Genomic DNA, 17,286 nt, shown 5'->3' on the forward strand with positions numbered 1-17,286 from the left:
GTACCCTTTTTGTCTAGCGACAATAGCGACATGGCCCCACCTGATCCCATTCCGAACTCAGAAGTGAAACGTGTTAGCGCCGATGGTAGTGTGGGAGTTCCCATGTGAGAGTAGGACATTGCTAGACTTCTATTTAGAGAGACCCGTAGCTGACGCTACGGGTTTTTTGTCTAAACCTTATGAATTAGCTAATTTTTAAGTTAATTAACTCATAAAGTTTTTTGTCTGATGACAATAGCGACATGGCCCCACCTGATCCCATTCCGAACTCAGAAGTGAAACGTGTTAGCGCCGATGGTAGTGTGGGAGTTCCCATGTGAGAGTAGGACATTATCAGACTCCTATTAGAGAAGCCCGATTCGAAAGAGTCGGGCTTTTTGCTGTCTGCTATTTAAATATTATAATAAAGCCAATCTGAAATGAATATAGCGACTTAGCGCTAATCGATTACTATTCGACTACATTTATATTCGAAAGTTAATCGTAAATTTATTTACCTGTTTATCAGATCGCAATTAAAGTAGCTCAATTTCAACGTGCTGTATTTTTTGCTGTCTGTATTTATTTCGTTTAAAGTATGGCTCTTTTAAATTATAAGCTTACAGGTAACTGTATTAATGTCATGGCAACCGAGTATGAATTGGCCTCATGCCAAGCAACGAGCACAGGTTTTAGGTCAAATACGGGCATTTTTCTTAGCACGAAATGTGATTGAGGTTGAAACCCCGATACTTACTCATGCAACCGTGACCGATGTGCATTTAGATGCCTTCGTAACACACTATAATTACTCACAAGATAACCATTGCGATGAGTCAATAAATTTATTTGCCCAAACTTCGCCAGAGTTTGCGATGAAGCGCCTTTTAGCCAGTGGCTATGGTTGTTGTTATCAAATTTGCAAAGCGTTCCGCCATGAAGAGCAGGGTCGTTATCATAATCCTGAATTTACTATGTTGGAATGGTATCGAATTGATTTTGATCATTTCCAATTGATGGATGAAGTTGCCGCGTTAATAGAGTTAATCTTAGGTTGTGACCAAGCTGAACGTATTAGCTATCAAGCACTTTTTATTCGAGAAGTTGATATTGATCCTCTAATGACCAACAAAGAGCAATTACTTGCTCTTATTGCCGGTCGTGGTAAGTTGAGTGATTGGCTAGAAAAAGAAGACTCACTTGATACTTTACTGCAATTTGTCATGGCTGAGTTAATAGAGCCTAATATAGGTAAAGATGCGCCTTGCTTTGTTTATAATTTCCCAGCAAGTCAAGCATCGTTAGCTAAGATTAGTTCACATGATCTGCGTGTTGCAGAACGCTTTGAGTGTTACTTTAAAGGTATTGAGCTTGCGAATGGCTTTCATGAGTTAACTGATGTTGAGCAACAGAAATTACGCTTTGGGCAGGATAATGAAATTCGTGCACAATTAGGTAAAGCTAAGCATAGGATTGACGAAAATTTTATTTCAGCACTTGAGCATGGTCTGCCATCTTGTGCAGGTGTTGCTCTTGGTATTGATAGACTGATTATGCTTGCTTTATCAGCGAGCAAAATTGATCAAGTTATTACCTTTTCGATAGAAAATGCTTAACTTACTGTATTAGTGTGATTACCAAGGGATTGTGTCGGTCTAATTACCGAGCGATTTTGTCTAAAGCAGCATATAAGCCAGTTGGTAAACTGGCTATGATTTATGTCGACTCTTTCAATTTACATTATCGTGTTACCCGATTAATTAGCTAATCAGGCAGATTTAATTCTTTTAATTTTCTTGTTAAAGTGTTCCTACCCCATCCTAAGCGTTTGGCCGCTTCTTGTTTATGGCCTTGGGTGTATTTTAAGGCACTTTCTAGCAATATCTTTTCAAACTCAGGTAGGACTTGTTCGATAATATTACTCTTACCTGATGATAGCTCTTTGTCGAGCCAAGTTTTTAAATTATCTTGCCAGCTATCATGTGAATTTTTCACACTGAGTGGTTTTACAGTAAGTTCACTTGGTAAATCTGACATTAAAATTTCTTTACCACTGGCCATAACCGTGAGAAACCGACATATATTTTCTAATTGTCGAACATTGCCTGGCCATTCGCATTGCTCTAAATAATCTAGGGTACTTTTATGTAATGTTTTAATTTCAACAGCTAATTCTTTTGCCGCCTGTTTTAAAAAGTGTTGTGCTAATTGATTAATATCTTCCTTTCTTTCGCGCAGGCTAGGTATTTGGATCCTGATGACATTGAGTCGATGAAATAAATCTTCACGAAAGTCACTACTACTAACCCGTTCTTCTAAGTTTTGATGCGTCGCGGCAATGATTCTTACATCAACTTTTATCGGAGAATGACCACCGACTCGATAAAATTGACCGTCTGATAGTACTCTAAGTAGCCTTGTTTGAATATCGAGTGGCATATCACCAATCTCATCTAGGAAAAGTGTACCTTGGTGCGCTTGTTCGAAACGGCCATGTCTGACGGCACTTGCGCCAGTAAAAGCGCCTTTTTCGTGACCGAATAGCTCTGATTCTATTAAGTCTTTCGGTATTGCAGCCATGTTGAGTGGTATAAAAGGTGCTGATGAACGTGGACTGTGCATATGTAATGCGTGTGCCACTAGCTCTTTACCCGTACCGGACTCGCCATTGATCAGTACACTGATACTTGAACGAGATAGTCGGCCAATCGTCCTAAATACTTCTTGCATAGACGGTGCTGCGCCTATTATGCCAACCGCGTCAACAGAGGGGATATTAAGTTGTTTTGTCGACTTTAATTCTCGAGCATGGGTTAAAGCTCTTTTGGCCAGGGTAACGGCGTCAGCAATATCAAAAGGCTTTGGTAAATATTCGAATGCTCCTCCTTGATAGGCATTTACTGCACTGTCTAGATCTGAGTGAGCGGTCATTATGATGACAGGAATGTGGGCAAACTGGTCATTAATTTTACCTAATAGCGTCATGCCATCAATGTTAGGCATACGAATATCAGAAATAATCACCTCGGGTTGGTGATGTTCTAAAGCAATTAACAGATCTTCTGGATTATGAAACGTACCTACGCTTATGTTAGCGTTCGACAGGGCTTTTTCTAGCACCCATCTGATTGAGCTATCATCATCGACGATCCATACTTGTTCGGTGATCATTAGTTTTTCTCACTTTCAAAAGGTATTAAAATAGTAAACTCTGTATGCCCAGGACGACTTTTACAGGATAATTTTCCGTGATGTTGATGGATAATAGTTTGGCAAATGGAAAGTCCTAAGCCGGTACTCGAGGCACTACCTGAAACCATAGGATAAAATAATGTACTGCGAATATGCTCAGGTATACCGGGGCCATTATCAATTATGCTTATTTCTGCACAAAGTTTAATACGCTTGCCATTAATAGTTTTATTGCTTGCTGCACGAGTTTTTAAGGTGATTTTACCTTGACCATTTAATGCTTGCATGGCGTTATGGACAATATTGATAACGGTTTGTTGGAGCTTGTCTTGATCAAAGGTTAATTCAGGTATGGATGGATCATAGTCACGGGCTAAAGTAATATCTTTGGGGTTATCAAATTTTGACAGTTGAAAGACTTTTTCAATCACGATATGAATATTTTGCAATTTCATTAGAGGCCGGTTGTTAGGCCCTAACAAACGATCAACTAAATTGGTTAATCGATCGGCTTGTTCTATGATCATCGCGGTGTATTCTTTTTGTTCGAGGTTAAGTTCTAAATCCAATAATTGTGCCGCGCCGCGCAGGCCACCAAGGGGGTTTTTAATTTCATGGGCAAGACCACGGATAAGATCGCGTGCAGACTCCCATTGTTGTTGTTGAAATGCTTCTGAACTGATCTGTTTTTGTTGATCAATTTGCTTGAACTCGAGCAAAATGTGTGGGCATTGTTCAAAGGTAACTGCAGAGGCAGTAATTTCAACGGTGATTTGTCGCTGATCAAAAAACTCAATCGTTACATCGCTATCACTAAACTCTTGTCCTGTCGTCAGTAGTTGTTGTAAACGATTATTATTAATAGGGGTATTATAAAAAACTTGGTCAATGGGAAGTCGGTATATTTTACTTAAGCTTTTAACTAGCAATGCTTCGGCAGCAGGATTGACATAGCAAATAGCGAGTTCACGGTCTAACACAGCAACAGCTGTTACCATTTGATTAGGTAATGCTTGTTGATAGTGTTTTTTTATTTTGTTTAAATTGATCACGTTATTAAACATCACTTTTCCTTGCACTAAAATGGTGCGTTAAGTAACGAGTGTAAATAAAGTTGGTGCAATATGCACTGAAATCCGGTTAGTTTGCCTTGTTAACCGATATTCTGTGCATATAAAACGTTACTGGAGAAGACGTTGCAATAACCTTGCCTTTATCATTAAGTAAGGCCATTTTTATTTGATGTTCACCACGATCAATATTTCGAAGGACAAACATTGAGTGTGTTTGTGGTTTTTTATAGGGCTTGTCATCTAAGTATAATTGTATAGTAAGACCACGCTTGAAGATGGGCTTGATTCGGCCTGAAACATAAGCTGAACCCGTATTATCTCTAATGGTAGCTTTGTCCTCGGGTTGGATGATCTCTACTTGATAATTGTTATCTATGGCTTTGGGTTTTATATCTAAAATTGAAGTGTCGATTGAGGATTTTATGGTGTTAGGTTCTTTGACATCTAATTCCACTGCACCGGGTTTAGGGCTATCAGAAAAAACCAGTACCCCTTGCTCGCTGCGCCAGACATAAACTTGAGCAGAGCCTGCAAATACAGTAAAAGCCTGCGTTAGTAAGAGAATAAAAATGAAAAAACGTGCAGTATGAATCAAAAATAATATCCTTTTTAAAAATGTTCAAGCTTAATCTATCCAAATAATATCAAATTTACCACAAAAAAAGCTCACCGAAGTGAGCTTTTTACTTATCTATCTATTTGTAACGTTATACGCTGTAGTACATATCAAATTCAACTGGGTGAGTTGTTAAGTTCAATAATTCTACTTCGCCACGTTTGATACCTATGTAGGCGTCGATCATGTCTTTATCCATAACACCACCTTCAGTTAAGAAGTCCATGTCATTTTCTAAGGCATCTAATGCTTCAGTTAACGAAGTGGCTACTTGTGGAATTTCTGCTGCTTCTTCTGCAGGTAAGTCATATAGATCTTTATCCATGGCATCGCCAGGGTGAATTTTGTTTTTAATACCATCAAGACCAGCCATCAACATAGCTGAGAAGCCTAAGTAAGGGTTCATTGTTGGATCAGGGAAACGCACTTCGATTCGCATGGCTTTTGGTGATGGTACAATTGGAATGCGAATAGATGCAGAACGGTTACGTGCTGAGTAAGCTAGCATTACAGGTGCTTCAAAACCAGGTACAAGGCGCTTGTATGAGTTAGTAGAGGCGTTAGTAAAAGCATTTAGTGCTTTAGCATGCTTGATGATACCACCAACATAGTAAAGTGCCATTTCAGATAATCCGCCGTATTTATCACCAGCAAATAAGTTAACACCGTCTTTAGCAAGAGATTGATGAACATGCATACCTGAACCGTTATCACCTACTAATGGCTTAGGCATGAAAGTTGCTGTTTTACCGTAAGCGTGTGCAACGTTGTGAACAACATATTTATATATTTGCACTTCATCGGCTTTTAATACCATAGTATTAAAGCGACAAGCGATTTCGTTTTGACCTGCAGTCGCTACTTCATGGTGATGCGCTTCAACCACTAAGCCCATTTCTTCCATCACTAAACACATGGCTGAACGAAGATCTTGTGATGAATCTACTGGTGATGTAGGAAAATAACCGCCTTTTACACCAGGACGATGTCCCATATTGCCTTCTTCGTATTCTGTACCCGAATTCCAAGACGCTTCTTTATCATCTATTTTATAAAATGAACCACTCATGTCTGTGTGGAAACGAACATCATCAAAAACAAAAAACTCTGGCTCTGGACCAATTAAAACGTTATCTGCAATGCCGGTACTACGCATGTAATCTTCAGCGCGTTTTGCCACTGAACGGGGATCACGGCTATAGCCTTGCATTGTTGTAGGTTCAAGGATGTCACAACGAACATTCAAGGTAACTGCTTCAGTAAAAGGGTCAAGTACTGCAGATTCAGCAATAGGCATCATCACCATGTCTGATTCGTTAATACCTTTCCAACCTTGAATTGAAGATCCATCAAACATTTTTCCGTCTTCAAAAAAATCTTCTGTTACTTGATGATGAGGAATTGAAATGTGTTGCTCTTTACCCTTGCTATCAGTAAAGCGTAAATCAACAAATTTGACGTCATGTTCTTTAATTAGATCTAAAACTGCGTTTGACATTGAATGTCTCCAGTGTAGTTAGTGCTTAAATGCTCAAAAACTTAATTCTCTATTACTTGTGCTTAAGCGAATACTGTGCCAAAGCTAAAGTCATTGAAATATATGATTTTTATGTTTTTTATTAATTTAATCTGCACCATTGCAGTGCGTTGTTTGCTGTATTTTGGTGCGTATACTCTGATCTGATCATCGGCAGTATAACAACTGAATAATATTTTGTTGGTTATATTTTTCTATTGCGGTGTATTTGCTGAGACTTGTACTGTATAATATGCGCCCAATTGTAGCCCTATTCGTTAATTTGCTTAAAGTAGCAATAAACGAAAGTAACAGCGAGTAACGCCTGTGTTAGATAAATTAAGAAATGTAGCAATTATTGCTCACGTTGACCACGGAAAAACCACTTTAGTTGATAAATTATTAGAACAGTCAGGTACGCTAGACGCCCGAGGCGGTCTAGAAGAACGTACAATGGACTCAAATGATATCGAAAAAGAACGTGGTATCACAATCTTAGCTAAAAACACGGCTATTAACTGGAATGGCTACCGTGTAAACATCGTAGATACTCCTGGCCATGCTGATTTTGGTGGTGAAGTTGAACGTGTAATGTCAATGGTAGATTCAGTTTTACTGATAGTTGATGCACAAGAAGGCCCTATGCCACAAACGCGTTTCGTTACGAAAAAAGCGTTTGCTCAAGGTTTAAAGCCAATTCTTGTTATTAACAAAGTTGATAAGCCTGGTTCTCGCCCTGATTGGGTTATGGATCAAGTTTTTGAATTATTTGATAACCTTGGTGCAACTGACGAACAACTTGACTTTAAAGTTGTTTACGCTTCAGCAATCAATGGTTGGGCTACGCTTGAAGAAGGCGCAACTGGCACCGACATGACTCCTTTATTTGATACTATTCTTAAAGAAGTGCCAGCACCAATCGCGGATCCTGAAGCTCCGTTCCAAATGCAAATTTCTCAACTTGATTACAGCTCTTACTTAGGTGTAATTGGCGTTGGCCGTGTTACACGTGGTTCAGTTAAGCCGAATCAACAAGTGACTATTAAATTAGCGACTGGCAAGGTTCATAACGCTAAAGTAGGCAAAGTGTTTGGTTACTTAGGCTTAGAAAGACTAGATATCGAAGAAGGTTTTGCTGGTGACATTATTGCACTTACTGGCTTAGGCGAATTAAAAATATCTGATACTGTTTGTTGTCCAACAGCAGTTGAAGGTTTACCAGCGTTATCTGTTGATGAACCTACTATCAATATGACGTTCCAAGTAAATACCTCACCATTTTGTGGTAAAGAAGGTAAATATGTTACTTCACGTAACATCAAAGATCGCTTAGAAAAAGAGCTTGTTCATAACGTTGCTTTACGTGTTGAAGAACTACCTGATGCTGATAAATTTAAAGTGTCGGGCCGTGGTGAACTTCACCTAGGTATTTTAATTGAAAATATGCGTCGTGAAGGTTTTGAATTAGCAGTATCACGTCCTGAAGTTATTATTCGTGAAATTGATGGTGAAATACAAGAACCTTACGAGAACGTAACTATTGATGTTGAAGAGCAACATCAAGGACCTATCATGGAAAGAATGGGTGTTCGTAAAGCTGAATTAACTGATATGGCACCTGATGGAACCGGCCGTATTCGTATGGACTTCATCATGCCAAGCCGTGGTTTGATTGGTTTCCAAACTGAATTTATGACCTTAACTTCAGGCTCTGGCTTAATTTATCATACATTTTTTGAATACGGACCTCACAAGGGTGGCGATATTGGCCAACGTAAAAATGGTGTAATGATCGGTAACGCTACGGGTAAAGCCTTAACTAACGCTATCTTCAACTTACAATCTCGTGGTCGCATGTTGATCGGACACGGTGTTGATATTTATGAAGGTCAAGTTATTGGTATTCATAGCCGTGACAACGACTTAACCGTAAACGCGCTTAAAGGTAAGCAGTTAACTAACGTTCGTTCATCAGGTACTGATGAAGCACAAACGTTAACGCCGCCTATCGTTATGTCACTTGAGCAAGCGCTTGAATTTATTGATAACGATGAGTTGGTAGAAGTAACACCACTAAACATTCGAATTCGTAAGAAATTTTTGAAAGAGAATGATCGTAAGCGTGAAGGTCGTGGACCAAAATAACCTGGTAAGCTAATCTTTATATAAAGTCACCTAAAGCAATTTAGGTGGCTTTTTTTTTCAATTTTTTAAAACCGCCTCGAATACCCCTAAATAGTTTCATAGATAATCTTGATGACTTTAGCTCTAAGGTAAAATTATTGAGATTATGACTACCGTTATTTTAGTCATTGCCTTAAAATAAATGTAATGGCTCTAACTAGTAATTTATATGCACCCGAGAATAGAAGAAATAAAGCAGCATCGTTACGTCAAATCAATACTTGGCTTTTTGTTATTGTTTTTTAACAATTTTCAAAAAGAACGTATTCATGTCACTGCCGGCTATTTATCTTATGTTACCTTGATGTCTTTGGTGCCTTTGATGGTGGTGATGTTATCGGTGATGACCGCTTTCCCTATTTTTTCTGAAATAAGAGAATTGATAGAAAATTTTATCTATCAGAACTTTGTCCCAGCTTCTGGTGATGTTGTGCAAGAGCACATTACTGGCTTTGTCAGCAATGCCTCTAAAATGTCTGCTATAGCCATTACTGCGCTATTTATTTTTGCCATGTTACTGATTTCAGCGATTGATCAATGTTTAAATAAATTATGGCGAGTCAATGAAAAACGTCGAATTATCACATCATTTTCAATGTATTGGATGGTATTAAGCTTAGGTCCAGTTTTGGTGGGGAGTAGTTTGGTCATGACCTCCTATATTCTGTCGTTGGTATCGATAGGGGATTATGATTTATTAGGGCTAAGCAATATTGCTGTTCAGGCTCTGCCGTTAGTCGCTTCAATAGCCGCTTTTTTTATTTTATATATGGTGGTGCCCAATAAGGTTGTTCCTGCTAGATTTGCGCTTGCGGGGGCGACCTTAGCCGCGGTTTTATTTGAGATAGCAAAAAAATCTTTTGCAATTTATGTGACACAACTTCCTTCTTATGAGGCTATATATGGTGCGTTATCAAGTATTCCTATTCTATTTTTATGGGTATACTTGAGCTGGTTGGTGGTGCTTGTAGGGGCATTATTTACCGTGTCATTAGAAGATTATGACAGCGAAAAAAAGGCAAAATCATCTCAGCAAGCTGCTGATTAAATATAAGTAGACTGAATAGATTATCTATAAGGAGCGGTATATGTCTAGAGTGCTTTTCCCCAATATTACGGTTTATCAACAACAATGGCTTGACGTTGGAGATGGACATCAACTCTACCTTGAGCAGTCAGGTAACCCCAATGGTATTGCCGTGGTATATCTACATGGTGGCCCTGGCGGCGGAACAAGTAAAGATCATCGCCGATACTTTGATCCCGACAAATACCGTATTATTTTATTCGATCAACGCGGTTGTGGACGTTCTACACCATCGCCCAGTGTTCGCCATAATACCCCCGCGCATTTAGTTGCTGATCTTAAGCTAATCCGTCAACATTTAAGTATTTCACATTGGTTAGTGGCTGGAGGTTCATGGGGCACCACCTTGGCATTGCTTTATGGCATTCAATATCCTGAAACCGTGTTAGGTTTTATTTTAAGAGGCGTTTTCCTTGGCACAACATCTGAATACGACTGGTTGTATGGTCAAGATGGCGCCGCCGGATTTTTTCCTGAATATTACCGAGAATTTACTGAGCAACTTATTGACGTTAAAGCTGATAATATTGTTCAAGGCTATTATGATGTGCTGACGGGAAGCAATGAAATTGCCGCTATTGCCGCCAGTAAAGCTTGGTGCTTATGGGAGCTTAGGTTGTCAACCATTGAGCATCACCCTATTGATATCCATCACATAGAAGATTCACATCAAGCCTTATGTATGGCGAACATATCGAGCCATTATTTTGTCAATAAATGCTTTATTGAGGAGGGCCTGATTTTAGCGTCGATTGAAAAAATTAAAGCGATACCGGCGATTATCTTACATGGTCGCTATGACATGGTTTGCCAATTGCGTAACGCGGATCAGTTGGTGAAAAAATGGCCCAATGCACAATTACAAATATTACCCAAAGCAGGGCATAGCGGTTTTGAATCTCAAACGATTGATGGCTTTTGCAAAGCAACAGACACTATGGCTAATTTTATTGCCGAACGCAGAGAGCGTGATTAAATGATAGCCTTGATGCAAAGAGTATCCGAAGCAAGTGTCACCGTGGATCATAATATTGTTGGGGAAATCGAGCAGGGTTTATTGGTGTTTTTAGCGATTGAACCTGCAGATACCCAAGCAAAGGCTAAGCGCTTAGCTGAACGTGTTGCCGGTTACCGAATTTTTGCTGATGATGAGGGTAAAATGAATCTAAATGTTCAGCAAGTCGGTGGTGAAATATTAGTCGTTTCACAGTTTACCTTAGCGGCGAATACCACAAAGGGAATGCGACCGAGTTTTACCCGTGCAGCACCGCCAAGATTGAGTGCCGCGCTTTATCAATATTTTTGTCAGCAATTGCGCGAGCTTGGCTTTAGAACTCCGACCGGGGTTTTTGGTGCTGACATGCAGGTGCGCTTATTAAATGACGGTCCGGTAACCATCAATCTACAAGGTTAATACAAAATTAATAGCAATAATATTTACTAGTTAGCGCGCATATGATGACTAAAAAACTTTCGCCATCTAAGGTATTGTGTTGCGGGTAGATAGGATATTTTTGAACGCTTTTTTAGGTTATCTAGCATCCAATGCTTTGGCAACAAATGAATAATCACATTGAGATAGCGTGGAATATGAAAGTAGATAATATGATGCGAACTTTGTAGTTGCCTTAAAATGGTCAAGCATAAGTTAATTTCTTGATCGTCAAGATCAGGTAAATTCAGTGTTAAACAAGCATCATCTTGTAAGTTATCTATCAGTGCGGTTAACAGCGCAACTCGACTTTGAAAACTATTAGCATGGTGTTGATAAACGTCACAAATTAACCAATCAGCGGATGACTTTGCTGGACATTGACTTTGTTGCAGCCAAGCTAAGGCTTCGCTATTTTCAATCACTATCTGCTGTTGTAGCGGGTTAAAATAATGTTGAAAGCACTCGATCACCGCTTGAGACAGTTCGATACTCGTGACTTGGATATTGGGCTGTAGCGCACTTAAGAATCGACTCAAATTTCCGCCACCAAGACCCAACTCTACCACCTGATTGGGTTGAAAAAACAATAAAGGCATCAAAGCCGCGTAGTGATGAGGTAAGGTCAGTTTTTCGGGACACCGTAAATGCATAACACTTTGAATAACGTCGTCAAATGCTAACCAGCGATAATGTGCATTTTCACTAATGGTTATTTGGTCTGTGGTGTTACTGAGGTACACTAGTTGACCTTGGTTAACATGTTGGTTAAGTTTCACGTGTTGTTAAATTCCTGAAATAAATATATTTCACTTGCCGTAAGATGAATAATAGACGATGTACAAATGTAGAGCGCCAAAAAATCAAGCTGAACTAGCACAATATTATCAACTACGCTGGCAAGCGCTCCGCCAGCCATCGCAACAACCCATGGGTAGCGAAAAAGATGAGCTTGAGGCGCAATCATACCATCGGGTCATCGTTGACGATATGGATAACATTGTTGGCGTTGGGCGATTACACAATGCTAGTCAAGCGCAAGCACAAATTCGCTATATGGCGATCAGTGACCCTGTCCGTGGCCAAGGGCTAGGGAAGTTACTGATCAGTGAGTTGGAACGGATCGCAGCAGAAGCTGGGGTGAAAACCATAGCGTTAAATGCGCGCGTTAATGCGATTAGTTTTTATCAGCGACTTGGTTATAGCGATGAAGGATATTCACATACGCTTTTTGGTGACGTAAAGCACAACAAAATGATTAAGAGCATAGCAAAACCTGATAATCATTTAGCTGAACTTGCCGACAACTTACAGCAACTTTGGCATCAAACTATTCCGCTTAGTAAAGCCATGAATATTCATATTTGCTATTTTGATCAACAAAAACTGCGCACTAATTGTGAGCCAAACTTTAATAAAAATCTTCATAATACTATGTTTGCAGGCAGCATTTATACGTTGGCAACCCTGACCGGTTGGGCTTGGGTGTATATGGCTCTGCAAGCACAAGCACAGCAAGCTGACATTGTATTAGCAGAAGGAAATATTCGCTATAGTGCGCCGCTGCTAGGTGTCGCCTATGCCCAAACCTCGTTAAACCGAGTCACAGGTAGCCTAGAGCCGTTATTAAAGGGAAAAAATGCTCGCTTTAATATCGAAGTTGAAGTGTGTTGTGGTGATAAGGTTGTCGCACTTTTTACCGGGGCTTATGTTGCTATGGCAAAACGACAATAACCTGTTGGCAGTGGTACTCAAGGTATTAACCTTGCTCGCATAACACCATTTCTGAGTTATTGTTGAGTTGTTGTTGTTGAGTCATTATTGAGCGAAAAATTCAAACTAAAAGTAGAGCAATATGTATAAAATTTTTATAGGGTTTATATTTTGCAGCTTCCTTGCCACGGCAACTGTGCCGGTAAACAGCGAGCTTGATGCGGTATTAGATAGTTTTCATCAAGCGGCAGGCGAAGCTAACGAGGAAAAATATCTTGGCTTATTGGCAGAAGATGCTATTTTTCTGGGTACAGACAGTGCTGAACGTTGGAATAAAAGCGAATTTTCAGCTTTTGTAAAACCTTATTTTAGTCAAGGTAAAGGTTGGTTATATCAGCCAGTTAAACGTCATATAATGCCAACTAAAGCGGGTGATATTTTCTTTTTTGATGAGTTGCTGGAAAATAAAAGTTATGGCATGTGTCGTGGAAGTGGTTTGTTAATTAATACTGAAAATGGATGGAAAATATTACAATACAATTTATCTATTCCGGTGCCAAATGCTATTGCTCTGCAGGTGGTCGCGTCTATTAAGGGTTATCGAGCCACTACTATTAAAAAATAAAGTCAGCTTAATCATCACGGTTAGTGGTGTAATTTTATGGAGAAATTTGAATGACCAGTGTTAGTATTATCGGCTGTGGTTGGTTAGGGCAGGCGTTAGCGCAACGTTTACTTGCCAGCCATACTAAGCTTATTGCCAGCTACCAATCAGCGCAAAGCCATGACAAACTTAAGGCGCTTAATATTCCCGCCACTCAGCTTATTTTACCGCTTGTTGATGATGTGATGAGCTGTAAGCAGCTAGATAAGATTGCCGGTGTTGACCCCAGATTATTTCAACAAGATGTGCTGATTATTGCCATACCACCCCAGTTGAAAAAAGGTCGGGTAGATTATCCGTTGAAAATTCAACAGCTAGTGCACCTGGCTGAGTTTGGTAACACTCAACATATTATTTTACTGAATTCGACAGCCATCTATAATGGTTTGGTGGGTAAAGTCGATGAAGCCAGCCAGTTAAATATGAATGCTGAAAAAGTTGCTAGCTTACTGGCAGCAGAGCAAGCGGTTAAAAGCTTCTCTAAACGGGTGCATATTTTAAGGTTAGCGGGATTGGTTGGGCCTGATCGACATCCGGGTAAATTTTTACAAGCAAAACGTGTTTTTGAAAATGCGAGTGCGACAGTGAACCTGGTTCACCAAACCGATGTCGTGAATATTCTTGACCGCCTTATTCATCTTGACAGTAATGATAGTAAACAAAGCATTTATAATGTGGTCAGTAATACCGATAGTGATCGCCAAGGTTATTATCAGCTAGCCGCGCAAGCCTTAAATTTACCGATACCACAATTTGCCCTCGAGCAAGAGCAGAGCCCAGGTAAAAAAATTATTGGTACCGCATTGCGTGATGAATTGGCTTATCACTATCGCCATGACGACTTATTATCTTGGTTAAAAAAGACTGATCCCATCGACTTAGAGAGCGCTTAATCTGTGATTTTGAAAAAATTAAGGTGTAAAAACTATGGCGAATAATGTCATTACCAAAATGCTAAAAGCAATCTATCAATATAAAATGACCTTATTATTTTTTATTTTGTGGGCGCATGTTTCATTGTTGAATTTATTTTATGTTAATTACCGTGGGCCTATTTTTCTCTGGCAAGAAAATAGCGAATTACGGACTATTCAAACACATTTTTTAATTGCCTTAATCACCACCCTGTTCTTTGTCGCTATCACAAAATTAAGAAAAATAAGCAGCAATAAAACCTTTAAAACCAATGGAAAATAGCCAATAAAAAACCCGACTTTACTCGGTCGGGTTTTTGCCTACTTAAGCTGTGCTAAGGTTTATTGTGAATACCTGCCGTGGCTAGCCATTGTTTAAAATCAAGCAAATTCGCGGGCAGAATAACTTTGGTGGATGGTTGACTCAAGCCTTTCATTTGTTGCAGATATTGCTCACTTAATTGCATATCTAAAGCTTGTTCACCGCCGGGTTGCTCAATAGCCGCCGCTAGCTTACTAATAGAGTCGCCAGTGGCTTGTGCAATGGTTAATATTTCTGCCGCCTTACCTTCAGCCGAGTTAATTCTGCGCTGCTTTTCACCTTCAGACAAATTAATCAATTCGGTCATTTTTCCTTCTGAACGATTAATGCGACTCGCTCTATCACCTAAACTTTTTGCCAAAATAGCGCGGCGTTCACGTTCGGCGTTAACCTGCATTTCCATCGCGTTGCGAACAGTCACGGGTGGGGTAATGTTCTTAATTTCGTAGCGGTGAACTTTAATGCCCCAGCTTTCGCCTGCTTTATCAAGCACCTCTACCACTTTCGCGCTAATGACATCGCGCTCTTCAAAAGTGCGATCTAACTCTAAAGTACCGATGACTGAGCGGGTAGTGGTTTGGGCAAGTTGCATAGCAGCGAAGCGGTAGTCGGTTATACCGTAGCTTGCCTTGTAGGCATCAATCACTTGGATGTAAATAACACCATCAACTTCGACATAAACTTCGTCTTTTGAGAAACACTCTTGAGGCGGCACATCTATGGTTTCTTCTTTCTGGTCTTGAATAAATGCCACGCGATCAATAAAAGGTAAGAGTAAATGAAAGCCCGCTTCTAAGGTGCAACGATATCTCCCTAAGCGTTCAATAATATAAACTGATTTTGTTGGTACTAAACAAATAGCTTGGAAAAACTTAAAGGCTAGAAACAAGAAGATAAATGCCCAAATAGCCAATACCGCTAAATCGATAGTGTTTGCATCAATAGCTATCATGATTTTGCTCCTTGAGTATTTTGTGTTACTTTTTCCATACCTTGAAAAAAGCCTTCTAATTTAGCCACTTCGCTTGGCACGATTGACACGTCAGCATGTTGTAGAATATTGCCGGTTTGCGCAATAAACTGTTCTAATAAACGCATTTTTATCGCTTTTTCGCCACCCGGCTGGGCTGCCGCTTTGGCAATGAAGTTGATGCCTTCTGCCGACGCTTGCGTAAGAATCGCTATCTCTTGTGCTCGGCCATGGGCTTCGTTAATTTGTTTTTGTTTATCGCCTTCAGATAAGTTGATCGCTTCTTGGCGAACACCTTCGGATAGATTAATCGTCGACTCTTTTTCCGCTTCTGCTAAGGTAATTTCAGCCCGCTTTTGCCGTTCAGCTTCCATTTGTTTTTCTAGGGTATGAATAACATTGTCAGAGGGGGTAATATTGCGCACTTCATAGCGTAATACTTTAATGCCCCAAGGGTCTGAGGCTTTATCAATTTCACGCACAATAGTTTCATTTAGCGTGTCGCGCTCAGAAAATGTTTGGCTTAAGTTTAATTTACCAATTTCAGAACGCATGGTTGTTTGCGCTAAATTAACGCTAGCGCGACGGTAATCTTCAATACCATAACTGGCTTTAGCACCGTCCATTACTTGAATATAGACTAAGCCGTCAACATTAATTTGAATGTTGTCGCGTGAAATACAACTTTGCGCCGGTATATCCAACACTTGTTCACGGGTTTCATGACGATAAGCGACGCGGTCAATAAAAGGGATTAGAAAATGCAGCCCTGGTGGCGTAATGGCGCGAAATTTTCCTAGACGTTCTATGACACAAACCTCTTTCATTTGCACTATCAGTACTAGCTTGACAACAATAAACAGTAAGGCTAGAAAAACAAAGGTAACCGTAGCTAACATAAAGATGCTCCTTTTCTTATTTTATAATTTTTAAATGGCGTTAAATTGAGGCTTAACCTCTACGGTCTATTTGATAGGTTCAACCACTAAAGAAATATTTTCTTTACATACAATAGCGGCTTCACTACCCGCCTGGATAATAGAACCATCACTTAACGCTGTCCATGTTGTGCCTTGATACTCAACTCTACCTGCTTGTGTACCTGGGCCTATTTGTTCGAGTACGCGTACTTTTTTACCATAAATATCGACCTCTTCATAAATATTTTCAATAATCGTTTCACCCGCAAAAAATCGCTCGGTAATAAAATAAACTAAAATCAGTAGAAAGGTGGCGAGGATGAACCAGGTGGTAAGGGTTAATACCCAAGTATCAAGTATTTGTTGTTGTACACCAACAGCGACAAGCAATGAGGCTATGCCTAAATTAAGTAAAATACCGCCTGGAACAAAAATCTCTAAACAGGCGAATAAAATAGCTAGGGCGAGCCAAGTTTCAAAAAATAGTATGTATTCCATTGCCACCTCTATGATGTATGTGCGGTTAATTTTACGTTAACAGCGATCCATTCAAAGTAGCAAGCACGACATATTATGTCAAGTGATTCAGGTTAAAGGCAATTATGTGAAAGAAAGTTGGCGCTAGGAATTATTTGATAAGATAAGTAATCAATTGGGTATAAGCATGGTTTTAGTTAATGAAGGTACTAATGCCTTGCAAGGCA

The 17,286-nt window shown here is 39.7% G+C and carries 17 protein-coding genes and 2 rRNA genes; 11 read left to right on the forward strand and 8 right to left on the reverse strand.

The window, feature by feature from the left end; genetic code table 11:
• Positions 1-12 precede the first annotated feature (12 nt).
• The 3 genes from rrf (H4J41_RS04335) to epmA all read left to right on the forward strand — a co-directional run bounded on the left by rrf (H4J41_RS04335) (position 13) and on the right by epmA (position 1,595).
• Positions 13-127: ribosomal RNA gene (gene rrf / locus H4J41_RS04335) — 5S ribosomal RNA — on the forward strand.
• Positions 128-224: 97 nt separating this feature from the next.
• A 5S ribosomal RNA gene (gene rrf / locus H4J41_RS04340) occupies positions 225-339 on the forward strand.
• Between the two features lie 278 nt (positions 340-617).
• On the forward strand, positions 618-1,595 hold the full coding sequence (gene epmA / locus H4J41_RS04345) for an elongation factor P--(R)-beta-lysine ligase (RefSeq protein ID WP_182137482.1): 978 nt from the start codon (positions 618-620) through the stop codon (positions 1,593-1,595).
• 148 nt (positions 1,596-1,743) lie between these two features.
• Here the strand turns inward: epmA and glnG are convergent, their stop codons facing one another.
• The 4 genes from glnG to glnA form a co-directional block, all read right to left on the reverse strand.
• Positions 1,744-3,150 carry a nitrogen regulation protein NR(I) gene (gene glnG, locus H4J41_RS04350; protein WP_182137481.1) on the reverse strand — a complete coding sequence of 469 codons (1,407 nt, stop codon included), beginning with the start codon at positions 3,148-3,150 and terminating at the stop codon, positions 1,744-1,746.
• Complete coding sequence (gene glnL, locus H4J41_RS04355) at positions 3,150-4,235, reverse strand: nitrogen regulation protein NR(II) (protein ID WP_182137480.1); 1,086 nt, start codon at positions 4,233-4,235, stop codon at positions 3,150-3,152. The genes glnG and glnL overlap by 1 nt, the downstream gene beginning before the upstream one ends.
• A gap of 76 nt (positions 4,236-4,311) precedes the next feature.
• The gene (locus tag H4J41_RS04360) at positions 4,312-4,839 is read right to left on the reverse strand and encodes a DUF4124 domain-containing protein (protein WP_220460958.1); all 528 of its coding nucleotides are present in this window, start codon (positions 4,837-4,839) and stop codon (positions 4,312-4,314) included.
• 112 nt (positions 4,840-4,951) lie between these two features.
• A complete protein-coding gene (glnA, locus tag H4J41_RS04365) occupies positions 4,952-6,358 on the reverse strand; it encodes a glutamate--ammonia ligase (RefSeq protein ID WP_182137479.1) in 1,407 nt (468 codons plus the stop codon).
• Positions 6,359-6,703: 345 nt separating this feature from the next.
• On the opposite strand from glnA, the gene typA reads away from it, so the two are divergent.
• From typA to dtd, 4 genes are all read left to right on the forward strand, one after another.
• Positions 6,704-8,521: a translational GTPase TypA gene (gene typA / locus H4J41_RS04370; RefSeq protein ID WP_182137478.1), complete on the forward strand. Its 1,818-nt coding sequence runs from the start codon at positions 6,704-6,706 to the stop codon at positions 8,519-8,521.
• 208 nt (positions 8,522-8,729) lie between these two features.
• On the forward strand, positions 8,730-9,608 hold the full coding sequence (locus H4J41_RS04375) for a virulence factor BrkB family protein (RefSeq protein WP_182137477.1): 879 nt from the start codon (positions 8,730-8,732) through the stop codon (positions 9,606-9,608).
• A 40-nt stretch (positions 9,609-9,648) separates the two neighbouring features.
• Positions 9,649-10,623 (forward strand): prolyl aminopeptidase, encoded by a 975-nt coding sequence (pip, locus tag H4J41_RS04380; RefSeq protein ID WP_182137476.1) that lies wholly within the window; start codon positions 9,649-9,651, stop codon positions 10,621-10,623.
• Entirely contained in the window at positions 10,624-11,061 is a 438-nt protein-coding gene (dtd, locus tag H4J41_RS04385) for a D-aminoacyl-tRNA deacylase (protein WP_182137475.1), read from the forward strand.
• 26 nt (positions 11,062-11,087) lie between these two features.
• Here dtd and H4J41_RS04390 read toward each other — a convergent pair whose 3' ends face one another.
• The gene (locus tag H4J41_RS04390) at positions 11,088-11,858 is read right to left on the reverse strand and encodes a spermidine synthase (RefSeq protein ID WP_182137474.1); all 771 of its coding nucleotides are present in this window, start codon (positions 11,856-11,858) and stop codon (positions 11,088-11,090) included.
• Between the two features lie 58 nt (positions 11,859-11,916).
• Here H4J41_RS04390 and H4J41_RS04395 point away from each other — a divergent pair, with 58 nt between their 5' ends.
• The 4 genes from H4J41_RS04395 to H4J41_RS04410 all read left to right on the forward strand — a co-directional run bounded on the left by H4J41_RS04395 (position 11,917) and on the right by H4J41_RS04410 (position 14,653).
• Positions 11,917-12,813, forward strand: coding sequence for a bifunctional GNAT family N-acetyltransferase/hotdog fold thioesterase (locus tag H4J41_RS04395; protein ID WP_182137473.1), 897 nt, complete (start codon positions 11,917-11,919; stop codon positions 12,811-12,813).
• Between the two features lie 121 nt (positions 12,814-12,934).
• Positions 12,935-13,417 (forward strand): nuclear transport factor 2 family protein, encoded by a 483-nt coding sequence (locus H4J41_RS04400; protein ID WP_182137472.1) that lies wholly within the window; start codon positions 12,935-12,937, stop codon positions 13,415-13,417.
• A gap of 50 nt (positions 13,418-13,467) precedes the next feature.
• Entirely contained in the window at positions 13,468-14,349 is an 882-nt protein-coding gene (locus tag H4J41_RS04405; RefSeq protein ID WP_182137471.1) for an SDR family NAD(P)-dependent oxidoreductase, read from the forward strand.
• A 34-nt stretch (positions 14,350-14,383) separates the two neighbouring features.
• Complete coding sequence (locus H4J41_RS04410; RefSeq protein WP_182137470.1) at positions 14,384-14,653, forward strand: hypothetical protein; 270 nt, start codon at positions 14,384-14,386, stop codon at positions 14,651-14,653.
• A gap of 52 nt (positions 14,654-14,705) precedes the next feature.
• On the opposite strand, the gene H4J41_RS04415 is transcribed toward H4J41_RS04410, so the two are convergent.
• The 3 genes from H4J41_RS04415 to H4J41_RS04425 all read right to left on the reverse strand — a co-directional run bounded on the left by H4J41_RS04415 (position 14,706) and on the right by H4J41_RS04425 (position 17,080).
• A complete protein-coding gene (locus H4J41_RS04415) occupies positions 14,706-15,644 on the reverse strand; it encodes an SPFH domain-containing protein (RefSeq protein WP_182137469.1) in 939 nt (312 codons plus the stop codon).
• Positions 15,641-16,561 (reverse strand): slipin family protein, encoded by a 921-nt coding sequence (locus H4J41_RS04420; RefSeq protein WP_182137468.1) that lies wholly within the window; start codon positions 16,559-16,561, stop codon positions 15,641-15,643. Before H4J41_RS04420 ends, H4J41_RS04415 begins: the two co-directional genes overlap by 4 nt.
• A gap of 66 nt (positions 16,562-16,627) precedes the next feature.
• Entirely contained in the window at positions 16,628-17,080 is a 453-nt protein-coding gene (locus H4J41_RS04425) for an NfeD family protein (RefSeq protein WP_182137467.1), read from the reverse strand.
• Positions 17,081-17,286: the final 206 nt, after the last annotated feature.

Source organism: Colwellia sp. MB3u-45 (genome assembly GCF_014077005.1).
In the GTDB taxonomy this organism is placed as follows: Bacteria; Pseudomonadota; Gammaproteobacteria; order Enterobacterales; family Alteromonadaceae; genus Cognaticolwellia.

Excerpts from the sequence above, each read along its gene's own strand:
- H4J41_RS04415 (WP_182137469.1), bottom strand. The coding sequence starts at position 15,644 with ATGATAGCTATTGATGCAAACACTATCGATTTAGCGGTATTGGCTATT.
- glnL (WP_182137480.1), bottom strand. The coding sequence starts at position 4,235 with ATGTTTAATAACGTGATCAATTTAAACAAAATAAAAAAACACTATCAA.
- H4J41_RS04400 (WP_182137472.1), top strand. The coding sequence starts at position 12,935 with ATGTATAAAATTTTTATAGGGTTTATATTTTGCAGCTTCCTTGCCACG.
- H4J41_RS04425 (WP_182137467.1), bottom strand. The coding sequence starts at position 17,080 with ATGGAATACATACTATTTTTTGAAACTTGGCTCGCCCTAGCTATTTTA.
- epmA (WP_182137482.1), top strand. The coding sequence starts at position 618 with ATGTCATGGCAACCGAGTATGAATTGGCCTCATGCCAAGCAACGAGCA.
- H4J41_RS04395 (WP_182137473.1), top strand. The coding sequence starts at position 11,917 with ATGTACAAATGTAGAGCGCCAAAAAATCAAGCTGAACTAGCACAATAT.
- H4J41_RS04375 (WP_182137477.1), top strand. The coding sequence starts at position 8,730 with ATGCACCCGAGAATAGAAGAAATAAAGCAGCATCGTTACGTCAAATCA.
- glnG (WP_182137481.1), bottom strand. The coding sequence starts at position 3,150 with ATGATCACCGAACAAGTATGGATCGTCGATGATGATAGCTCAATCAGA.
- dtd (WP_182137475.1), top strand. The coding sequence starts at position 10,624 with ATGATAGCCTTGATGCAAAGAGTATCCGAAGCAAGTGTCACCGTGGAT.
- H4J41_RS04410 (WP_182137470.1), top strand. The coding sequence starts at position 14,384 with ATGGCGAATAATGTCATTACCAAAATGCTAAAAGCAATCTATCAATAT.
- glnA (WP_182137479.1), bottom strand. The coding sequence starts at position 6,358 with ATGTCAAACGCAGTTTTAGATCTAATTAAAGAACATGACGTCAAATTT.
- H4J41_RS04420 (WP_182137468.1), bottom strand. The coding sequence starts at position 16,561 with ATGTTAGCTACGGTTACCTTTGTTTTTCTAGCCTTACTGTTTATTGTT.
- pip (WP_182137476.1), top strand. The coding sequence starts at position 9,649 with ATGTCTAGAGTGCTTTTCCCCAATATTACGGTTTATCAACAACAATGG.
- H4J41_RS04405 (WP_182137471.1), top strand. The coding sequence starts at position 13,468 with ATGACCAGTGTTAGTATTATCGGCTGTGGTTGGTTAGGGCAGGCGTTA.